This window comes from Bacillus salacetis, assembly GCF_049177075.1.
GTDB classification, from domain to species: Bacteria; Bacillota; Bacilli; order Bacillales; family Bacillaceae_B; genus Rossellomorea; species Rossellomorea salacetis_A.
Window position 1 is genome coordinate 2,664,504 of record NZ_CP185377.1, and the last position, 15,988, is coordinate 2,680,491.

Consider the following 15,988-nt stretch of genomic DNA (forward strand, 5'->3'; position numbering starts at 1 on the left):
CCTTTTAAAGTTGTACTTTTTCTAATGGGAACTATGATAAAATGTATAAGCATTAGTAAGTGAAGGACGTGATATACATGAATAAGAGAATGGCCGTTGTGCTTCCTGTTTCTATTCTTGTCTTTATTTTATCCCTATGGTTTTTGTCCAATAACTACGGCGAAATCAGCATGCCGGCCAGACTATTGATCTCATTTGGGGGTATGTTGGTATCTGGTATCATAACGTATTTCCTATTTCCTGAGGATGAAAGGAAGTACTGATAGAGTAAAAAATTCCCTGTCATACCATGATGACAGGGGATTTTTTCAGTCTAATTTCCGCACCTTTATTGGAAGTAATACTTGTTCAATTTTGTCTCTAAGTGGTTCATATTGAGGAGGAAGCTTTAAGTTAATACCCAATTCATCAGGCGTCTCATCGACGGTAAAGCCAGGGGGATCCGTTGCAATCTCAAAGAGAATATCTCCATGCTCCCTGAAATATATAGCATTGAAGTAATTTCTATCCTGAACCGGGGTAACCGGGTAGCGATTATTTTCCAAGTGTTCTTTCCAGCTCAGTTGATCTTGATCATCATCTGCACGCCAGGCAATGTGATGGACAGTCCCTACTCCCATTCTTCCGCGGTGGACAGCTTCCATATTCAAATCGACGATATTTCCGATATCTGCTGTGGATTTAAAGCGGGTGACAGTTCCTTCTCTATCAACCAGCTCAAACCCCATCACTTCTTCCAATAATTGAGCTGTCAACTCTGGACTTGCTGATAAAAGAAATGCTCCTGCAAAACCCTTGATGGCGACATCCGGTGATATTTTCCCAAAACTCCACTGACTGCTCTTCCCCAGTTCCCGTTCCACCAGTTCAACCTCAAGTCCATGCGGGTCTTTAAATTGCAAATAAGTTTCTCCAAATCGTTTACTCTTACTAAAAGAGATAGTAAATCCTTTTAATCTGTCTTCCCAAAATGGCAGAGAACCTTTAGGGACTGCATAAGAAGTGCTTCCCACCTGGCCTCCTCCGATTCTACCTTGGTGTGCTCCATCCCAGGGAAAAAAGGTAATTACAGTTCCGGGGCTCCCCTGTTCATCGCCAAAGTATAAATGATAGGTCCCCGGATCGTCGAAATTAACAGTTTGCTTGACCATTCTCAGTCCTAAAACCCCTGCGTAAAAGTCCACGTTCTCCTGGGGATTGCCAACAATCGCAGTTATATGATGTATTCCCTTTATCTTTTTCTTCATTTCATCACTCCTTATGATTAAGAAACTTCCGCTAATTGAGTACATCCATTATAAGCTAAAAGGAGCCTATCACAAAAATATTTCAGTTTCGAAATGTCTTAGAATAAGACTGCATCCAATGCAAATCTCCCTGCACCAGTAAGGGCCAGGCCAATTGCTACTGCCAATAGAGCAAGATTGTATTCGTACCCATTATTTGTGGACCAATAACCATTGGCAAAGTGTACTTTACCAATAGCAACGAGCATAGTAAGTGCAATCATTATTCCTGCAAATGGAGTAAACAGGCCTAGAACGAACAAAATCCCTCCTGCAAATTCAGCTACCCCTGCGAACAAAGCCATTGTCACACCAGGTTTCAAACCGAGTGAATCCATCCATCCTCCGGTGCCTTTTAAACCGTAACCACCAAACCAGCCAAATAATTTTTGAGCTCCATGGGCAAAGAATGATATACCAATAACCAGTCTGATTATAAATAAACCTAAATCTAACATCCTAAAACCTCCATAATTTTTTATTTCGAATTCGAGATATTACACTAAAAAAATTTAGTAATCTCCCTATAAGACATCAACATAAAATTATCTCGAATTCGAGATAATTTTATAAGGAATTTTCTTATATGTCAACAACTTAATTTATATATATGCCGTTCCTTTCTTTTGGTTCCGGAAAGTTTGGAATCATTATTTTTCTATTAGAAATTAAAAGGATATAAATATTAGTATCGAATTATATAGTAAATATGTACTTATTTATGTTAAAGGAGGTTCGTAATTTCATGTTAAATGAATACCAACAATATGATGGCCTGGGTCTTGCCTCACTCATAAGGAAAGGAGAAATCACACCTAAAGAATTGATAGAATCAGCTATTGAAAAAATAGAGGAACTAAATCCCTCATTGAATACAGTTATTCATAAGATGTATGAAGAGGCTGAAGAAACTCTAAAATCTCTCGAATTATCTTCAACTTTTGCAGGCGTTCCAGTTCTTCTAAAGAATGCACAGCAGGATATCAAGGGTCATCCTCTTACATTGGGTGCCAAAATATTATCAGGTTATATAAGTGATGTGGATGCGGAATATGTAAGACGCTTAAAGAAGACCGGTGTTGTCATACTTGGCCAGACCAATGTACCTGAATTTGCACTGCTGGCGATAACAGAACCTGTACACTACGGTCCTTCAAGAAACCCTTGGAATCTGAATCATACACCAGGTGGTTCAAGCGGTGGTTCAGCAGCTGCAGTGGCTTCCGGGATGGTGCCGATTGCCGGCGGTAACGATGGAGGCGGATCTATCCGAATCCCTGCAGCATTCACTGGTTTATTCGGGCTGAAACCTACCAGGGGCAGAACTCCTGTCGGCCCCAAAAAAGGCCGTTCCTGGCAGGGAGCTTCAGTTGACCATGTGATCAGCAAAACGGTAAGGGACAGTGCAGCCATGCTTGATGAAACGCATGGTTATGAAAAGACGGCTGCCTTTCACCTCCCTGAATTCAGAGGGTCCTATCTGGATTTAGTTGATAAGCCTTTGGAAAAGGGATTAAAAATTGCCTTCTCCATTGAATCGCCAATTGGAACAAAGGTTCACCCCGAATGTAAAAAAGCCGTTCTCAAAACAATGAAGGTACTGGAAGAATTGGGCTTTGAAATTGAAGAAAAAGCCCCTGAAATTGATGGAAAACAACTTGCAGAAAGCTATATGACGATGTACTTTGGTGAAGTGGCCGCAACCTTGGCTAATATAGAGAAAATAATCGGCCGCCGGGTGTCCATGAAAGACGTAGAACCTGCAACTTGGCTTCTGAACCAGCTGGGCAATAAAGTTTCCGCGGGAGAATTTGTACAGGCTCTTCAGGTATGGGACCAGTCCGCTATCATAATGGAATCCTTTCATGAAGAGTATACTTTCTACATCACTCCTGCAACGGCCTATCCGCCATCACGCATAGGAGAGCTTGATCAAACTCCATTAGAGAAGTTATTGATGAAAGCTGTTGGAACCCTGAATGCAGGGGGGCTATTAAAAAGAAGCGGCTTCGTTGATGAACTTGTGACAAAGAGCCTTGAAAGGACACCCTTCACCCAATTGGCCAATCTATCAGGACAGCCGGCTATGTCTCTTCCATTGCATCTGACGGAAGAAAACCTGCCTTGCGGGGTACAGGTGATGGCTGCACGCGGAAGAGAAGATCTTTTATTCAGACTTGCTGGCGAGTTGGAACACAGCCCTTTATGGATAAGACGACCATAACTTCCCCTCCTATTTCTACAAGTATAGAAGCAGCTGAAGTTCCAGCTGCTTAAACTTTTTTAAAGGCCCTTTTCGTAAACTTGCTGCTATATTTAATGCGAAATTCAAAAGGTCTATCCATACCCTCTTTGGGGACATCATTCGCTTCGCGCTCCTGTTTTTCATCCTGAAACTTCCTTCTACTCTTATATTTTACTTTTCGAAAAAGAATGTCATACAGAATTATTAGAACACCGAGCCGGTCCTTCACATAAAATACAGGTGACTTATCAAAGGAGGGGCTAAGAGATGTACCTTTATCATGATCCACCCTATTTAACTGATTCATCGCGAATACAGAAGGAATTGGCTGATGACATCCAGCGGGCAATCAATGGGGAATATACCGCAATCCTTTGTTATGAGGAATTAAGCAAGCAGGCAAAAACCTCCGAAGCAAAGGAACTAATACTCGAAATTCAACAGGATGAAAAACGTCATTATAAAGAATTCACAAATTTTTATAAAAGGTTAACAGGTAAAAAACCAGTACCAAAAATCACCGAAGAATGTGCGAAACAATACAGGAGAGGTTTACAGGCAGCTTTTAAGGATGAACAGAATACGGTGGATTTTTATTTGGACATTGCAGACAAAACAGACGACCCAGTTATTAAAAAGATCTTTCAACGAGCTGCCGCAGACGAGCAGAATCACGCTGTCTGGTTCTTATATTTGCTCACCTCCCCAACATCTAACAGACTTTTTCGGCAAACGATTAACTTTGGTGCCGAAGGAGCAATCAACACTTCCGCACTATCCCTTGCTCAAATGCTGACCTATGCCATGCAGGATGAATACCTTGCGCAAACAAGATACAATCTTATTCTTCAAAAGTTCGGTGAAATAAGAACATTTTCCAGGATTAAACAGGCTGAACTCAGGCATATAGCTGCACTGCAGCCGCTTTTCCAGGGATACGGAGTGCCACTACCCCCTGATACGTCCACAATGTATGCCAGTATTCCTGAAACGATAAAAGATGCTTATGCTGCTGGCGTAAAAGGAGAAATAGACAACATAGCAATGTATGATAAGTTTTTGACCTACCAACTTCCTGAAGATGTTCAATTTGTATTCACACAGCTTAGGAATGCTTCACTGAATCATTTAGCTGCCTTTGAACGAGGTTTGGCCAGAAATCTATAAACCATTAAGACCTGCATAAAGGTCTTTTTTTATTGTCCATAATCCCCTGCTTTAAAAAAGGTCAAGCCCATTTTTAAATAAAGTGTTGCAAAACGACACTAGTGTCGATATAATGAAATTAAGAAAAACGACACTAGTGTCATTTTTATTTAAACGGAGGGATTCAAATGGGAGAAAAGTTAGGCCAAAACAAGAATTTTATTACTTTGATGACGGCTCAAGCCATTTCAAGTTTGGGTGATTGGTTAAGTATAGTGGCAATTATTACGCTGGTTGGGTTAAAATGGGAAGCGACACCGCTTCAAATGTCACTCATCATTTTAAGCCTGGCCCTGCCAATGGCATTGTTAGGTCCTGTGTCTGGTGCAGTTGCGGACCGTATGGAACGAAAAACGCTGATGATTGTTTCAGATGTCGTACGGGGACTGCTCATCCTCTTACTGACTCTTGCAGCCAATGTCTGGATGGTTTACGCCTGCCTGTTTACAATTGGGATCTTTTCATCGGTCTTCATTCCAGCGAAAAACGGGAAATTGAAAGAGTTAGTTAAGGATGAACATATCAAAGGGGCAATGTCACTCACTTCTATGATCGATTCAAGCACTAAAGTCCTGGGCCCTCTTGTAAGCGGAATCTTGGTAACAGCAATTGGAACATATAATGTCTTTTATATAGACTCTGCAACCTTTTTTCTTTCAGCAGTCCTGATCTTGTTTTTGCCGAAAACAATGAACGAAGGAATGACGAGGAAATCCAATGGTAAACAAGGACCTTCATTTAAAGAAGAAATGATGGAGGGACTGTCTTTCATCAGGCAGAGCAGCTACCTGATGTACGGTTTGTTTTTGCTCGGCGTGAGTTTACTCATTTTGCAGCTTTCAGATTCGCAAATCATCATATTGCTGCGCCAGCTTACAAATGTATCACCTGACCTCTTTGGTTATGCAGTTACATGTTCAGGTTTGGGAATGCTCTTTACAGGTATCTTCCTTTCTAAAAAAACAAACTATAATGCTTTCCTTTATATGTGTCTAGGTGTGCTGGGTATTGGGCTTGGTTTTGGTATGATGGCCTTACTTACTAACTATGACCTTGCTCACTCCATTATTTGGGTGCCTGGGCTGGCACTCGTGGCAGGTCTATCGGCAGGATTGGTTTTTATCCCTTTTCAGGCAGCCACACAAGAAAAGACACCTGTTCATATGACAGGAAGAGTGTTCGGAGTCATTAACAGCACAACGACAACAGCAACCATCATAGGTCCACTAGCAGGGGGAGCGCTCGCAACAGTGATTGGAATCATTCCTTCCTTTCTTGTCACAAGTTCTTTACTAATCATTCTATTCTTCATTTCTATATTATTTAAAAACAGAGTTGAACAGGAGGATCCTCATGTCACCGAGAGTCAGCCGGGAACACAAGGCGCAGCGTCGCGCTAAACTAATCGACGCTGCAACAGAAGTATTTATTGAACATGGCTACGAAAACACCACTATGAAGCATGTGATGGAAAAAGCCGGGGTCAGCCGCGGAGGGTTGTATCAGTACTTCGAAAACAAAGAAAAGCTCTTTCATGCAGTCATTGAAGATCAACACAGGGAGGTAATGGAAGAATCTTTGGAAAGAATGCTAAAACAGCAGGACACCTGCTGGGATGCCCTGCTGATGACCTTCCTCGGAGAAGATAAGAAGCCAAATGATAAAATGGACCCTCTCTCTCCATCCAAGCTCGAATATTTCATTACAGGCAGAAATGAAGAAGACAGGCGAAATTATGCACAGCAAAGATATCACAACGCCTATGAAATGACTACCAGGATACTGGAGGAGGGGGAAAGAATAGGTGAATTTTCTCCTCGGTTTGATAGACAAGTCATAGCAAAATCCATCATTGCCTATATTGACGGCCTTGCGTTGGGGCATGCTTTGCTTGACAATGAGTCACTCGAGTTGAAACAGCAAACTGTTTTATTGATTAAGTTCTTAAGATGGGCTCTAGGATTGGAAGAAGAATAACAGGCAAGGGGGCAGCATCAACATGCCCCTTGCCTTTTTCTGGGTATTCAGCAGCAATTTCTTTGATCATCCGAGCCGCAGCAAGAAGGGTTTTCTTCATTGCTCTCTTCCTCTCTAATTACTACTCTGCAACAATCTGAAGTTTTTGCAGATCCTCCCCAGATTAACTTTTTAATAAATTCCATATACTCCATCCCCTTTCCGTAAATCAACTTTTCTTGATATTTATAATTTCATTATATTACCAATTCAATTCTTCTGCAACAAATAATCAAAAATATTTGATTTATAATTGACACAAGAAAATTTTGGTATTAGTATAGTTACATCAAGATATTTTGATAAAAGAAGGTGTTTTGCTTGAGTATAGAATTTGAACTTAATGATATTCCCACGGATAAAGTATTTGAGAAGTATGAAGCAAAATTCAAAGCGATAGCTGATAAAAAAAGGCTCCATATCATGAACATTCTTACTGAAAAAGGCGAGATGTGTGTTTGCGACTTGGCACCGCTGATGGATATGAGTCAATCAAAGCTGTCATATCACCTCAAAATATTACTGGCCGCAAATATCATCACCAAGGAAACCAGGGGAACCTGGAGTTATTACAATCTAAACCCTCAAGAAATTAATCACTTATTGTCTGAGGAACTATGCTGTTTGTTTAGAAAAAGCTGCTGATAATACAGCAGCCTCTTTTTAAAAGTATAAATCAATTTTTTTTGATTAATGAAATAAAGGAGGAATTGTTATGTGGATCGAGACTTTAAAAAGTTTTTTGTTCATCGCTGTAGAATTAACATTGTTATTCATTATCATTTCTTTTTTAATCAGTTTACTGCAGGGTTTGATTCCTTATAAAAAGATCGAAAGGAAGCTTATAGGAAAAAATAAAGCCCTCGCAGCAGCCGCTGCTGTTATATTCGCCTTCATCACGCCTTTCTGTTCATGTTCAACAATCCCCATTGTTGTCAATATGTTGAAGAAAAAAATACCGTTTTCGATTGTGATGGTATTCCTATTCTCCTCTCCGGTTCTGGACCCTGTGATTTTAACCCTGATGGCAGTCGTATTGGGGTGGAAGGTGACCATCATTTATACGGTCATCACCTCAGTGCTTTCTATTATGATTGGATTTACACTGGAGAGGTTAGGGTTCGATAGGTCTGTTAAACATGTAGTGATGACCGGTTATGTGGAATCAGAGAAGAAGTTTAATGTAAAATTAGCCATTGCGGAAACAGCTGGCTTAATGAAAAGCGTTCTTCCCTACCTTCTTATAGGCGCAGCCATTGGAGCCTTCATCCATGGATTAGTTCCAACAGAGACTATTTCTTATCTGTTTGGAGGAGAGAAATGGTGGCTGATCCCTATAGCGGCACTCGTCGGGATTCCACTTTATATACGGCTTTCAAGCATGATTCCTATTTCTCAAGTGCTCATTATGAAAGGAATGGCCCTCGGACCTGTGATGGCTATGATGATCAGTTCTGCTGGAGCCAGTCTGCCTGAAGTGATTCTTTTGAAATCGATTTTCCAAAGGGATCTGGTGATCATGTTTGTAATTTCAGTCGCAGCGATGTCGACAATTTCCGGTTTTGTGTTCTATTTTCTCTGAACATTCAGGAAAATACGGGACTTTAAAAGGACCAAGAGATTATTCTCCTGGTCCCTTTTCTTGTTATTCTCCTGTTTCCGCAAAATGTTTAATGCGGTCTCCAATCTCGTCACGTACACGAGTGAAAAATGCCCACTTTTCTTCTTCTGTTCCTTCAGCTTTCGCTGGATCATCAAAGCCCCAATGGACTCTTTTGATATGCGGAGGTGTTACGGGGCAATTGTCGGCTGCATGACCGCATAAAGTAACGATTAAGTCTGCAGTGTTCATGATCTCCGGGTCTATGATATCAGAAGTTTGTTCTGAGATATCGACTCCCGCTTCGTTCATTGCTTTCACTGCATTGGGATTTAGACCATGCGCTTCAATTCCAGCACTTTTCACATCCCATTCTTTCCCAAGGTATTGCTTTCCCCATCCTTCAGCCATTTGGCTTCTGCATGAATTACCAGTACATAAGAAGTAGATTGTTTTCTTCGACATATAAATTTCTCCTCTTGGATTGATTTTTAAATGATAAGCAACCAAATATAAAGTCCAACAAGTGTTATAAATAGTGTTGGAATCGTTAGGATAATCCCTGTCTTAAAATAAGTCCCCCACGAAATTTTTACGCCTTTCAATGAAAGAACATGCAGCCACAGCAATGTTGCCAATGACCCGATAGGTGTGATTTTCGGTCCCAGGTCTGAACCGATGACATTTGCATATATTAATGCTTCTCTTATTGTTCCTGTCGTATTCGTATCGGCGATGGCCAAAGCATCAATCATGACTGTCGGCATATTGTTCATCACTGAAGAAAGAATGGCCGCAATGAATCCCATACCAATGGTTGCTGTAAACAAGCCCTGGTCGGCTGCTGACTGGATGATATTCGCTAGTACATCAGTCAAACCAGCATTTCTCAGACCATAAACGACCACATACATACCGATAGAGAAGAATACGATTGCCCAAGGCGCTCCCTTAATGACAGTCTTTGTATTCACCGCAGAGCTTCTTCTCGCCATCAGCAGAAAGAAAATGGCCACGATACCTGCAATGAATGAGACTGGCAAAGTCATTTCTTCATTAAGTGAGATGAATTCACTTGCAAAGTATCCAAAAAGCAAAACATCCAATACCACCCAGGATAATTTAAACATTTTGTGGTCTTTAATGGCTTCTGCCGGTTCTTTCAAATCAGATAAATCGTAATTTTTAGGTATGCTTTTACGGAAAAATAGATAAAGAACGATAATGCTTGCTAATAAAGAGAAGACGTTCGGTACAATCATTCTCGAAGCATACTCAACAAACCCGATGCCGAAAAAGTCAGCCGATACAATATTGACAAGATTGCTCACTACAAGCGGTAATGAAGTGGTGTCAGCAATAAATCCGCTGGCAATGATAAACGGAAAGACCATTTTTTCATTGAAATTCAGGTTCCTCACCATCGCCAGAACAATCGGTGTCAAAATAAGGGCTGCCCCATCATTGGCGAAAAAAGCAGCAACTACAGCCCCAAGGAAGGTCACATAGATAAACATCAGTACCCCGTTTCCTTTAGCGGCCCTGGCCATATGCAATGCTGACCATTCAAAAAATCCTATTTCATCCAAAATGAGTGAAATAATGATGATGGCAATAAAGGCGAGGGTAGCATTCCAAACAATGCCTGTTACATCAATTACATCATTAAAATCCACTACTCCCGCTATCAGGGCAAGCACTGCCCCTCCGCAGGCCGACCATCCAATTGACAGACCCTTCGGCTGCCAAATCACCAGCGTAAGTGTAACCAAAAATATGATTGTTGCTAATAAAGTAGAAACCAAACTCATTCCTCCCAGCTATTCACAAGAGATTCGCAATCCCTGCTGTTCTAATTGTTTAATCTTAAATTCTTGATCTGGAAGGTGTGAAAGCAATTCAATGATAAAAAGATAATATTCACTGTCCCTGTTCAAAGAATAAATGATCCATTGCCCCCGTCTTGTCTCCTTGACAATCTCAGCATCCTTCAACTTTCTTAAATGCTGGCTTATTGAAGGCTGGCTCATCTTGAAAATCTCTACAAACTCACAGACACAGCAGTCATTCATTTCCAGGAGTTTCACCATTGTCAATCTTGTCTTATCACCTAGAAGTTTTAAAATCATTGAAGCTTTTTCAATATCAACTAGTGTATTAACCATCTATGTCCCTCCATTCCAAATGCATATATAAATATATAACTATTTGCTTATATATTCAATAGAAAAACCGCTGAATCAGCGGTTTTTCCAGCAAAAGTTATTCTTTTTTATTCTTTCCCTTCACAAATCTATAAGATAAATAGGCAATATATAAAGGCGCCGCCACATAAATTAAATAGGGAAATTGTTCGTAGGTTCCTCTATAAATTACAAAAAGTAAACATCCCAGGAATACAGTGACGATTGTTCCATACTTAGGAAGCGGGATATCTTTGAAGCTTGGAATCCGGATCCTGCTTACCATCAAAAAGCATAGAGCAGTGAATACAACCGTTGTTAAAATACTGGGAATATTGTTGCCGAAGAGAGTCAGCAGGGCTAATATTCCCCCTGCTGCTGTAATAGGAACTCCAATGAAGTAACTCAGGCCTGTTTTGTCAGAGCTGACATTGAATCTGGCCAGCCTGAACGCCCCAAATAACGGGAATAAACCGGCGACAGCAAATCCCAGTAAATCGAATTGATAGAAATATGTATAGTAAACCAAAAATGACGGTGCAACACCAAAAGTCACGATATCCGCAAGTGAGTCCAGCTCTTTCCCCAGGACACTATCGGCTTTAAGCATCCTTGCGAGACGTCCATCCATGCTATCCAGCATCATACCGATCAAAATTAAGATTGCTGCATTTTTAAACTGTCCGCTTGCTGCGAAGCCGATGGAAAGAAATCCACAATATAAATTACCCAAAGTAAACATGTTAGGAATGCTCTTCTTTAGTCGCATTATGTTATCTCCACTCTCCGTAATTTTCTTTCTGATTCCTACTATTATAACATTAATTATAATAGTCTCACCCTCTTTCTTTAGATTTGTCAATTGTCTTTCGGGTATTATTAAGATAGTGATAAGTTCTAATGGTTTTCACTTGAAGGAGGAAGAGTATGGAAACGAAACAAGAATTGCAGACTGCCCTTGAAGAAACCGACCTTTGGATCGAGGATCAGAAGAAGGCCTGGTTCTGGGAAAAGTGGACCAGACTGCCATTTAAATTACTCGATAAGATCACTCCAGAGTTTGTACACAAAAAGGTCGGAGCCTTTCTGGATGAAATGGGGAGCTATATACAAAATGGTGGAAAATATTTGACTTCCCAGAAGATGGTATACAAATCGATTGAAAAAAAGAGTGGCAGTCCCATTAACAGCATAGAAGATATTACTAAACTGCGCCTAGAAGAAATGGATATGCTTAGTAAAGACCTTGCCGGCTCCAGAAGAAAAGCAGCTGCTGTGCAAGGAGCAACTACGGGAATAGGCGGCCTTTTTACCCTTTCCATCGATATTCCTGCATTGCTCGGCATCTCATTGAAAACACTTCAGGAAATCGCCTTAATTCATGGATATGACCCAAATGAAAAAAAAGAAAGGATTTTTATTATAAAATGTTTGCAATTTGCTTCTGCTGACATTGTAGGTAAACGAGCAATCCTGGATAATCTTGCAGCTTACTATGACGGTGAGGGATCCACAAACGAAATAATGGCCCAAATTCAAGGCTGGCGTGAAGTTGTCTATACTTACAGAGATCAATTTGGGTGGAAGAAGCTGTTTCAAATGGTGCCTGTTGCAGGAATTGTATTCGGCGCCTTTACAAACAGGGCCATGATCAGTGACATTGCAGAAGCCGGCTCTTTTCTATACCGCAAAAGAAGGATAATAGATAGGATGCGTTCAATTGAAGAGCCTCAATCTGCAAAAAGTTAATAATACAACAAACAAAATCCCCTGCCGGCAGGGGATTTTCAAATTAATCATGGACTTCTCCATGTGAAAGATCCGATCGTTCCACCTGGATGGTCGTATGGTTTATATGAAATTTCTCTTCAATTATATCAATGGCTTTCTGTAAAATGGCCTGATCGTCTTCTTCGTCTTCAATTAACAAATGACAGCTTAACGAGTTCATTCCTGAAGTAATTGTCCATATATGAAGGTCATGAACATCCCTAACCCCTTGAATATTTTCCAACTCGTTTCTCACGCTCTTTACTTCAACTCCACTTGGTGTGCCCTCCATCAAGATATGCACGGTATGTGATATAATCCCCCAAGCACTTTTTAGAATAAGCAGTGCTACCAGAACGCTGATGAGAGGGTCAGCCCAGTACCAGTCAAAGATAAGCATGACTGCACCGGCGAGAATCGCTCCAACCGATCCTAACGCATCACCAAGCACATGTAAGTAGGCACTCCTCAGATTGACATTGTCTTTAACGTCACCCTTTTTGATTAATGCCCATGCACTCAGTAAGTTGGCAAGCAATCCAATAAAAGCAATCAGCATCATTGTTCCACTTGAAACAGTCGGCGGATCAAACATGCGATTATACGCTTCGTATACGATAAATCCAGCAATTAAGAACAAAGTGACACCGTTTAACAGGGCGGCCAAAATTTCAAACCGATAATATCCATATGTTTTCGTAGATGTCGCGGCCCGTCCTGCAAACCACATGGCAACAAGACTTAAAGCCAGTGAACTGGCGTCACTAAGCATATGTCCAGAATCCGATAAAAGAGCAAGACTGTTTGTGATCAATCCGCCAAAGAATTCAAGCAGCATGATTCCCGTCGTGATGATCAAAGCAATGGTAAGGCCTTTCTTGTTCCCCTCTCTTGCGTGCCCGTGGTCATGTCCGTGATGGTCATGATGATCATGTCCGTGTCCATGATGGTGATGCATATCGATCCCTCCTAGTCATGAAGTGAATGGTTGATAACCTGTTTCAGTATCTCGATGACATGGTTATCATCATAGCTGTAATAAAAAGACTGCCCTTCCCTTCTTGCTTTGACAAGTCTTTGGTTCTTCAAGAAAGACAATTGATGGGAAACTGCAGACTGTGAAAGATTAAGGACCTCAGCAATATGTCCTACTGAACATTCTTCCTGTGTAAGCAAATATAAGATCTTGACACGCGTTGGGTCGGAGAGTGCCTTGAAAGTCCTGGCCACCTTCTCTACCGTATCGCCGGATAAAAAATCATGTCTGCTTTTTTCCATGAATAGTTAAACCTCTTTCCCGCTTTGTATTTTATTATATGAACACATGCTCATATATTGATACTATAAATGTAACATTTTTTCTTTTTATAAAAAAGTGAATTGATTGGTAATTGGAGTTTTATTCCTTTGAGGGCGGATGCAGAGGAAGTGTCATGTGAAGAATTAGATCAAGAGGCTTGAATAAAATAAATCCAAGGAACATAAAAAGGCGCCTGTTCGAAAACAGGCGCCTGCGTATTGAGGCGAGAGACCGTGCGCCACATCGCACGTTTAGCTTCGAAAGCTTGTCTGTCGACTTACACAATTCAGCTCATCGCTTAATTAATATAGCACGATCGCAAATGAATTACAAGTCTTTTTTTACTGATCGTTCAAGTGCTCGATACTGGGAGAGTGATCTTGAATGTAGTACCATTCCCATTACTTGTTACGTTCATGTCCCCGCCATAATTTTCAATGATCTTTTTACTTACAGAAAGACCCAGTCCCGTTCCATCATCTTTCGTTGTAAAGAAAGGATCAAACACATGCGGAATCATGGAAGGCTTGATTCCGGTGCCATTATCTTTAAAATAGATTTCAATATTGGAATCCCTTCTGACTACATCAATGACAATCTCCAGCTGGCCTTGCTTTGCTTGGAATGAATTGCTGAATAAATTGATGAAAACCTGGAAGAATTCTTCTTTATTCCCTTCAATTATGCAGTCTTTCGCATCTTCAGAAACAGTACAGGTGAAGGATATGTTATATAACAAAGCTTCGCTATTCAGAAACTTGCCTATATAATCAAAGATAAATGACTCAATCTTTAATTTCTCAGTGGAAGTTTCTAATGGTTTGGAAATCCGAAGAAAGTCTGTGATGATTTTGTTTGCCCTGTCTATTTCTGGTATTAAGAGACCTTTAATAAGGGAACTTGTTTCAGGTTCTGTCTGCGTATGCATAAGCTGCAAAAATCCCCTCACCGTTGTTAAAGGATTTCTGATCTCATGGGCAATGCCAGCAGCAATCCTTCCTGCCAGCCCCCTTTTCTCTGCTTCCTTGACTCCGTTCAAAAATTGAAAGGTCCCTACTACCCGTAACACTTCTCCATTGATATCCCTGATGATATGCGTGTTGTTGATTCCATAATTTTTATCTAACACTTCACGATTCACAATCGGCTTTCCAGTTCTTAACGTTTCGAGAAGGTTGATCTTGGAATCTGTAAGCCCGAGGAGCTCTCTGATATGCCTGCCGATCATCGCATCCCTATCAACCCCAAGATCATTAGCAGCCTGTATGTTGCAGAGAGTGATCATTCCTTCGCTATTTATAAAAACAATATGATGATGAACCAAATCAAAAATCGGGGTTAAGAATTGTTCCATCTGTTCAAAGGGAATATCTAATCCAGAAACGCTGGATGTTGGTTTCCCCTTTTCATCCTCATTGATTAAAGAAAATCCATCCTTATTTTTGACGATCTTTTTACTGGAAAGAGGGTCGCTGTCAGTAAAGCTGACCGGAAGTTCCTTCATCATTCCCCGGTAAAACTGTACCTCTTTCTCCAGCTTTTCTATCTTCGCCTTCAATTCTTCTACTGTATTCTCCATACCATCGCCCTTTAATATTGGTCCATGCCAATTTATTACATAATTCTATTATATCTTTCTCTTAATATGTAAACAATAGCCACCTAAACAGATTTTAACGCGTTAAAGCACTAAGGGGGACAGTCCCCCTTAGTACTTTAACGTGTTAAAAGACCTCATTCATTTGAGGTCCTCTCAGATATTATCCTTCTGTTTTGTTTTGGCAAAGAGGGCTTTTTTCCTTAATAGTTTAAACAGAACATAGCTGATGACTGTCGTCAAAAGCACACCGTTGATGACCCATTGAACATTTTGGAAGCTTTCTTTAAGGACAGCAAGATTTCCTATACTGCCCAGGTAAAACATTGTTAAGGCAACAGGCAGAACACCCAAAAAGCTCAAAAAACCGTATCGGATGGGCCTGATGCTGCAAAATCCGCCTAGATACGCGATGTACCCCATGCCGATTATCCTTCCCAGTGTTATCGTCCAATCACCATATTTATCGTTCCATCGGTCAAACTTTGCCTGCTTTCGTCTAGAAAGCTTTCTCCGGATACTAGACTCATATTTTATACTAAGCCAATAGGGAATATAACTTATCAACACATAAAACACGGCTATCCCTAGTCCATATAGGATGATTTCCAAGGGACCAGGCTTTAAGATATATCCGTAAATCAATATGAATAGAGCGGCGGGAAAAGGTAATGATACAGCCTCAATAAAAACTCCAAGCAATAATCCCCATACTCCTAATCCGACTAAAAAGTTCATTATAGGTTCAATTTTTCACACATCCTCTTACTTCCGATTCGTTATTG

18 protein-coding genes are annotated in these 15,988 nt (G+C 40.7%); 8 read left to right on the forward strand and 10 right to left on the reverse strand.

Going from position 1 to position 15,988, the window contains the following annotated elements; translation table 11 throughout:
• The first annotated feature begins 77 nt into the window (after positions 1-77).
• Positions 78-263 (forward strand): histidine kinase, encoded by a 186-nt coding sequence (locus tag ACOJQI_RS13875; RefSeq protein ID WP_421378832.1) that lies wholly within the window; start codon positions 78-80, stop codon positions 261-263.
• Positions 264-308: 45 nt separating this feature from the next.
• Here ACOJQI_RS13875 and ACOJQI_RS13880 read toward each other — a convergent pair whose 3' ends face one another.
• Positions 309-1,247, reverse strand: coding sequence for a ring-cleaving dioxygenase (locus ACOJQI_RS13880; protein WP_421378834.1), 939 nt, complete (start codon positions 1,245-1,247; stop codon positions 309-311).
• 98 nt (positions 1,248-1,345) lie between these two features.
• Positions 1,346-1,744, reverse strand: a complete 399-nt coding sequence (locus ACOJQI_RS13885) for a DoxX family protein (RefSeq protein WP_421378836.1) — start codon at positions 1,742-1,744, stop codon at positions 1,346-1,348.
• Positions 1,745-2,031: 287 nt separating this feature from the next.
• Here ACOJQI_RS13885 and ACOJQI_RS13890 point away from each other — a divergent pair, with 287 nt between their 5' ends.
• The 6 genes from ACOJQI_RS13890 to ACOJQI_RS13915 all read left to right on the forward strand — a co-directional run bounded on the left by ACOJQI_RS13890 (position 2,032) and on the right by ACOJQI_RS13915 (position 8,335).
• Positions 2,032-3,510: an amidase family protein gene (locus ACOJQI_RS13890; protein ID WP_421378838.1), complete on the forward strand. Its 1,479-nt coding sequence runs from the start codon at positions 2,032-2,034 to the stop codon at positions 3,508-3,510.
• A gap of 288 nt (positions 3,511-3,798) precedes the next feature.
• Positions 3,799-4,698 carry a ferritin family protein gene (locus ACOJQI_RS13895; protein WP_421378840.1) on the forward strand — a complete coding sequence of 300 codons (900 nt, stop codon included), beginning with the start codon at positions 3,799-3,801 and terminating at the stop codon, positions 4,696-4,698.
• A 167-nt stretch (positions 4,699-4,865) separates the two neighbouring features.
• On the forward strand, positions 4,866-6,137 hold the full coding sequence (locus ACOJQI_RS13900; protein ID WP_421378842.1) for an MFS transporter: 1,272 nt from the start codon (positions 4,866-4,868) through the stop codon (positions 6,135-6,137).
• Positions 6,091-6,714: a TetR/AcrR family transcriptional regulator gene (locus ACOJQI_RS13905; protein WP_421378844.1), complete on the forward strand. Its 624-nt coding sequence runs from the start codon at positions 6,091-6,093 to the stop codon at positions 6,712-6,714. Before ACOJQI_RS13900 ends, ACOJQI_RS13905 begins: the two co-directional genes overlap by 47 nt.
• A 360-nt stretch (positions 6,715-7,074) precedes the next feature.
• A complete protein-coding gene (locus tag ACOJQI_RS13910) occupies positions 7,075-7,398 on the forward strand; it encodes an ArsR/SmtB family transcription factor (protein WP_421378846.1) in 324 nt (107 codons plus the stop codon).
• Between the two features lie 70 nt (positions 7,399-7,468).
• Complete coding sequence (locus ACOJQI_RS13915) at positions 7,469-8,335, forward strand: permease (protein WP_421378848.1); 867 nt, start codon at positions 7,469-7,471, stop codon at positions 8,333-8,335.
• Positions 8,336-8,398: 63 nt separating this feature from the next.
• On the opposite strand, the gene arsC is transcribed toward ACOJQI_RS13915, so the two are convergent.
• From arsC to pssA, 4 genes are all read right to left on the reverse strand, one after another.
• The gene (gene arsC / locus ACOJQI_RS13920; RefSeq protein WP_421378851.1) at positions 8,399-8,818 is read right to left on the reverse strand and encodes an arsenate reductase (thioredoxin); all 420 of its coding nucleotides are present in this window, start codon (positions 8,816-8,818) and stop codon (positions 8,399-8,401) included.
• 26 nt (positions 8,819-8,844) lie between these two features.
• Complete coding sequence (locus tag ACOJQI_RS13925; RefSeq protein ID WP_421378857.1) at positions 8,845-10,158, reverse strand: arsenic transporter; 1,314 nt, start codon at positions 10,156-10,158, stop codon at positions 8,845-8,847.
• Between the two features lie 15 nt (positions 10,159-10,173).
• Positions 10,174-10,518, reverse strand: coding sequence for an ArsR/SmtB family transcription factor (locus tag ACOJQI_RS13930; protein WP_421378859.1), 345 nt, complete (start codon positions 10,516-10,518; stop codon positions 10,174-10,176).
• 97 nt (positions 10,519-10,615) lie between these two features.
• On the reverse strand, positions 10,616-11,305 hold the full coding sequence (gene pssA / locus ACOJQI_RS13935) for a CDP-diacylglycerol--serine O-phosphatidyltransferase (RefSeq protein ID WP_421378861.1): 690 nt from the start codon (positions 11,303-11,305) through the stop codon (positions 10,616-10,618).
• Between the two features lie 158 nt (positions 11,306-11,463).
• On the opposite strand from pssA, the gene ACOJQI_RS13940 reads away from it, so the two are divergent.
• Entirely contained in the window at positions 11,464-12,285 is an 822-nt protein-coding gene (locus tag ACOJQI_RS13940; protein ID WP_421378864.1) for an EcsC family protein, read from the forward strand.
• 43 nt (positions 12,286-12,328) lie between these two features.
• Here ACOJQI_RS13940 and ACOJQI_RS13945 read toward each other — a convergent pair whose 3' ends face one another.
• From ACOJQI_RS13945 to ACOJQI_RS13960, 4 genes are all read right to left on the reverse strand, one after another.
• Positions 12,329-13,264 carry a cation diffusion facilitator family transporter gene (locus ACOJQI_RS13945; RefSeq protein ID WP_421378866.1) on the reverse strand — a complete coding sequence of 312 codons (936 nt, stop codon included), beginning with the start codon at positions 13,262-13,264 and terminating at the stop codon, positions 12,329-12,331.
• 11 nt (positions 13,265-13,275) lie between these two features.
• Entirely contained in the window at positions 13,276-13,584 is a 309-nt protein-coding gene (locus ACOJQI_RS13950; RefSeq protein ID WP_421378868.1) for an ArsR/SmtB family transcription factor, read from the reverse strand.
• Between the two features lie 374 nt (positions 13,585-13,958).
• Entirely contained in the window at positions 13,959-15,185 is a 1,227-nt protein-coding gene (locus tag ACOJQI_RS13955; protein ID WP_421378870.1) for a two-component system sensor histidine kinase NtrB, read from the reverse strand.
• A 174-nt stretch (positions 15,186-15,359) separates the two neighbouring features.
• The gene (locus ACOJQI_RS13960; RefSeq protein WP_421378872.1) at positions 15,360-15,905 is read right to left on the reverse strand and encodes a DedA family protein; all 546 of its coding nucleotides are present in this window, start codon (positions 15,903-15,905) and stop codon (positions 15,360-15,362) included.
• Positions 15,906-15,988: the final 83 nt, after the last annotated feature.

Coding starts and splice junctions, on each gene's coding strand:
- ACOJQI_RS13875 (WP_421378832.1), top strand. CDS start 78: ATGAATAAGAGAATGGCCGTTGTGCTTCCTGTTTCTATTCTTGTCTTT.
- ACOJQI_RS13880 (WP_421378834.1), bottom strand. CDS start 1,247: ATGAAGAAAAAGATAAAGGGAATACATCATATAACTGCGATTGTTGGC.
- ACOJQI_RS13885 (WP_421378836.1), bottom strand. CDS start 1,744: ATGTTAGATTTAGGTTTATTTATAATCAGACTGGTTATTGGTATATCA.
- ACOJQI_RS13890 (WP_421378838.1), top strand. CDS start 2,032: ATGTTAAATGAATACCAACAATATGATGGCCTGGGTCTTGCCTCACTC.
- ACOJQI_RS13895 (WP_421378840.1), top strand. CDS start 3,799: ATGTACCTTTATCATGATCCACCCTATTTAACTGATTCATCGCGAATA.
- ACOJQI_RS13900 (WP_421378842.1), top strand. CDS start 4,866: ATGGGAGAAAAGTTAGGCCAAAACAAGAATTTTATTACTTTGATGACG.
- ACOJQI_RS13905 (WP_421378844.1), top strand. CDS start 6,091: ATGTCACCGAGAGTCAGCCGGGAACACAAGGCGCAGCGTCGCGCTAAA.
- ACOJQI_RS13915 (WP_421378848.1), top strand. CDS start 7,469: ATGTGGATCGAGACTTTAAAAAGTTTTTTGTTCATCGCTGTAGAATTA.
- arsC (WP_421378851.1), bottom strand. CDS start 8,818: ATGTCGAAGAAAACAATCTACTTCTTATGTACTGGTAATTCATGCAGA.
- ACOJQI_RS13930 (WP_421378859.1), bottom strand. CDS start 10,518: ATGGTTAATACACTAGTTGATATTGAAAAAGCTTCAATGATTTTAAAA.
- pssA (WP_421378861.1), bottom strand. CDS start 11,305: ATGCGACTAAAGAAGAGCATTCCTAACATGTTTACTTTGGGTAATTTA.
- ACOJQI_RS13940 (WP_421378864.1), top strand. CDS start 11,464: ATGGAAACGAAACAAGAATTGCAGACTGCCCTTGAAGAAACCGACCTT.
- ACOJQI_RS13945 (WP_421378866.1), bottom strand. CDS start 13,264: ATGCATCACCATCATGGACACGGACATGATCATCATGACCATCACGGA.
- ACOJQI_RS13950 (WP_421378868.1), bottom strand. CDS start 13,584: ATGGAAAAAAGCAGACATGATTTTTTATCCGGCGATACGGTAGAGAAG.
- ACOJQI_RS13955 (WP_421378870.1), bottom strand. CDS start 15,185: ATGGAGAATACAGTAGAAGAATTGAAGGCGAAGATAGAAAAGCTGGAG.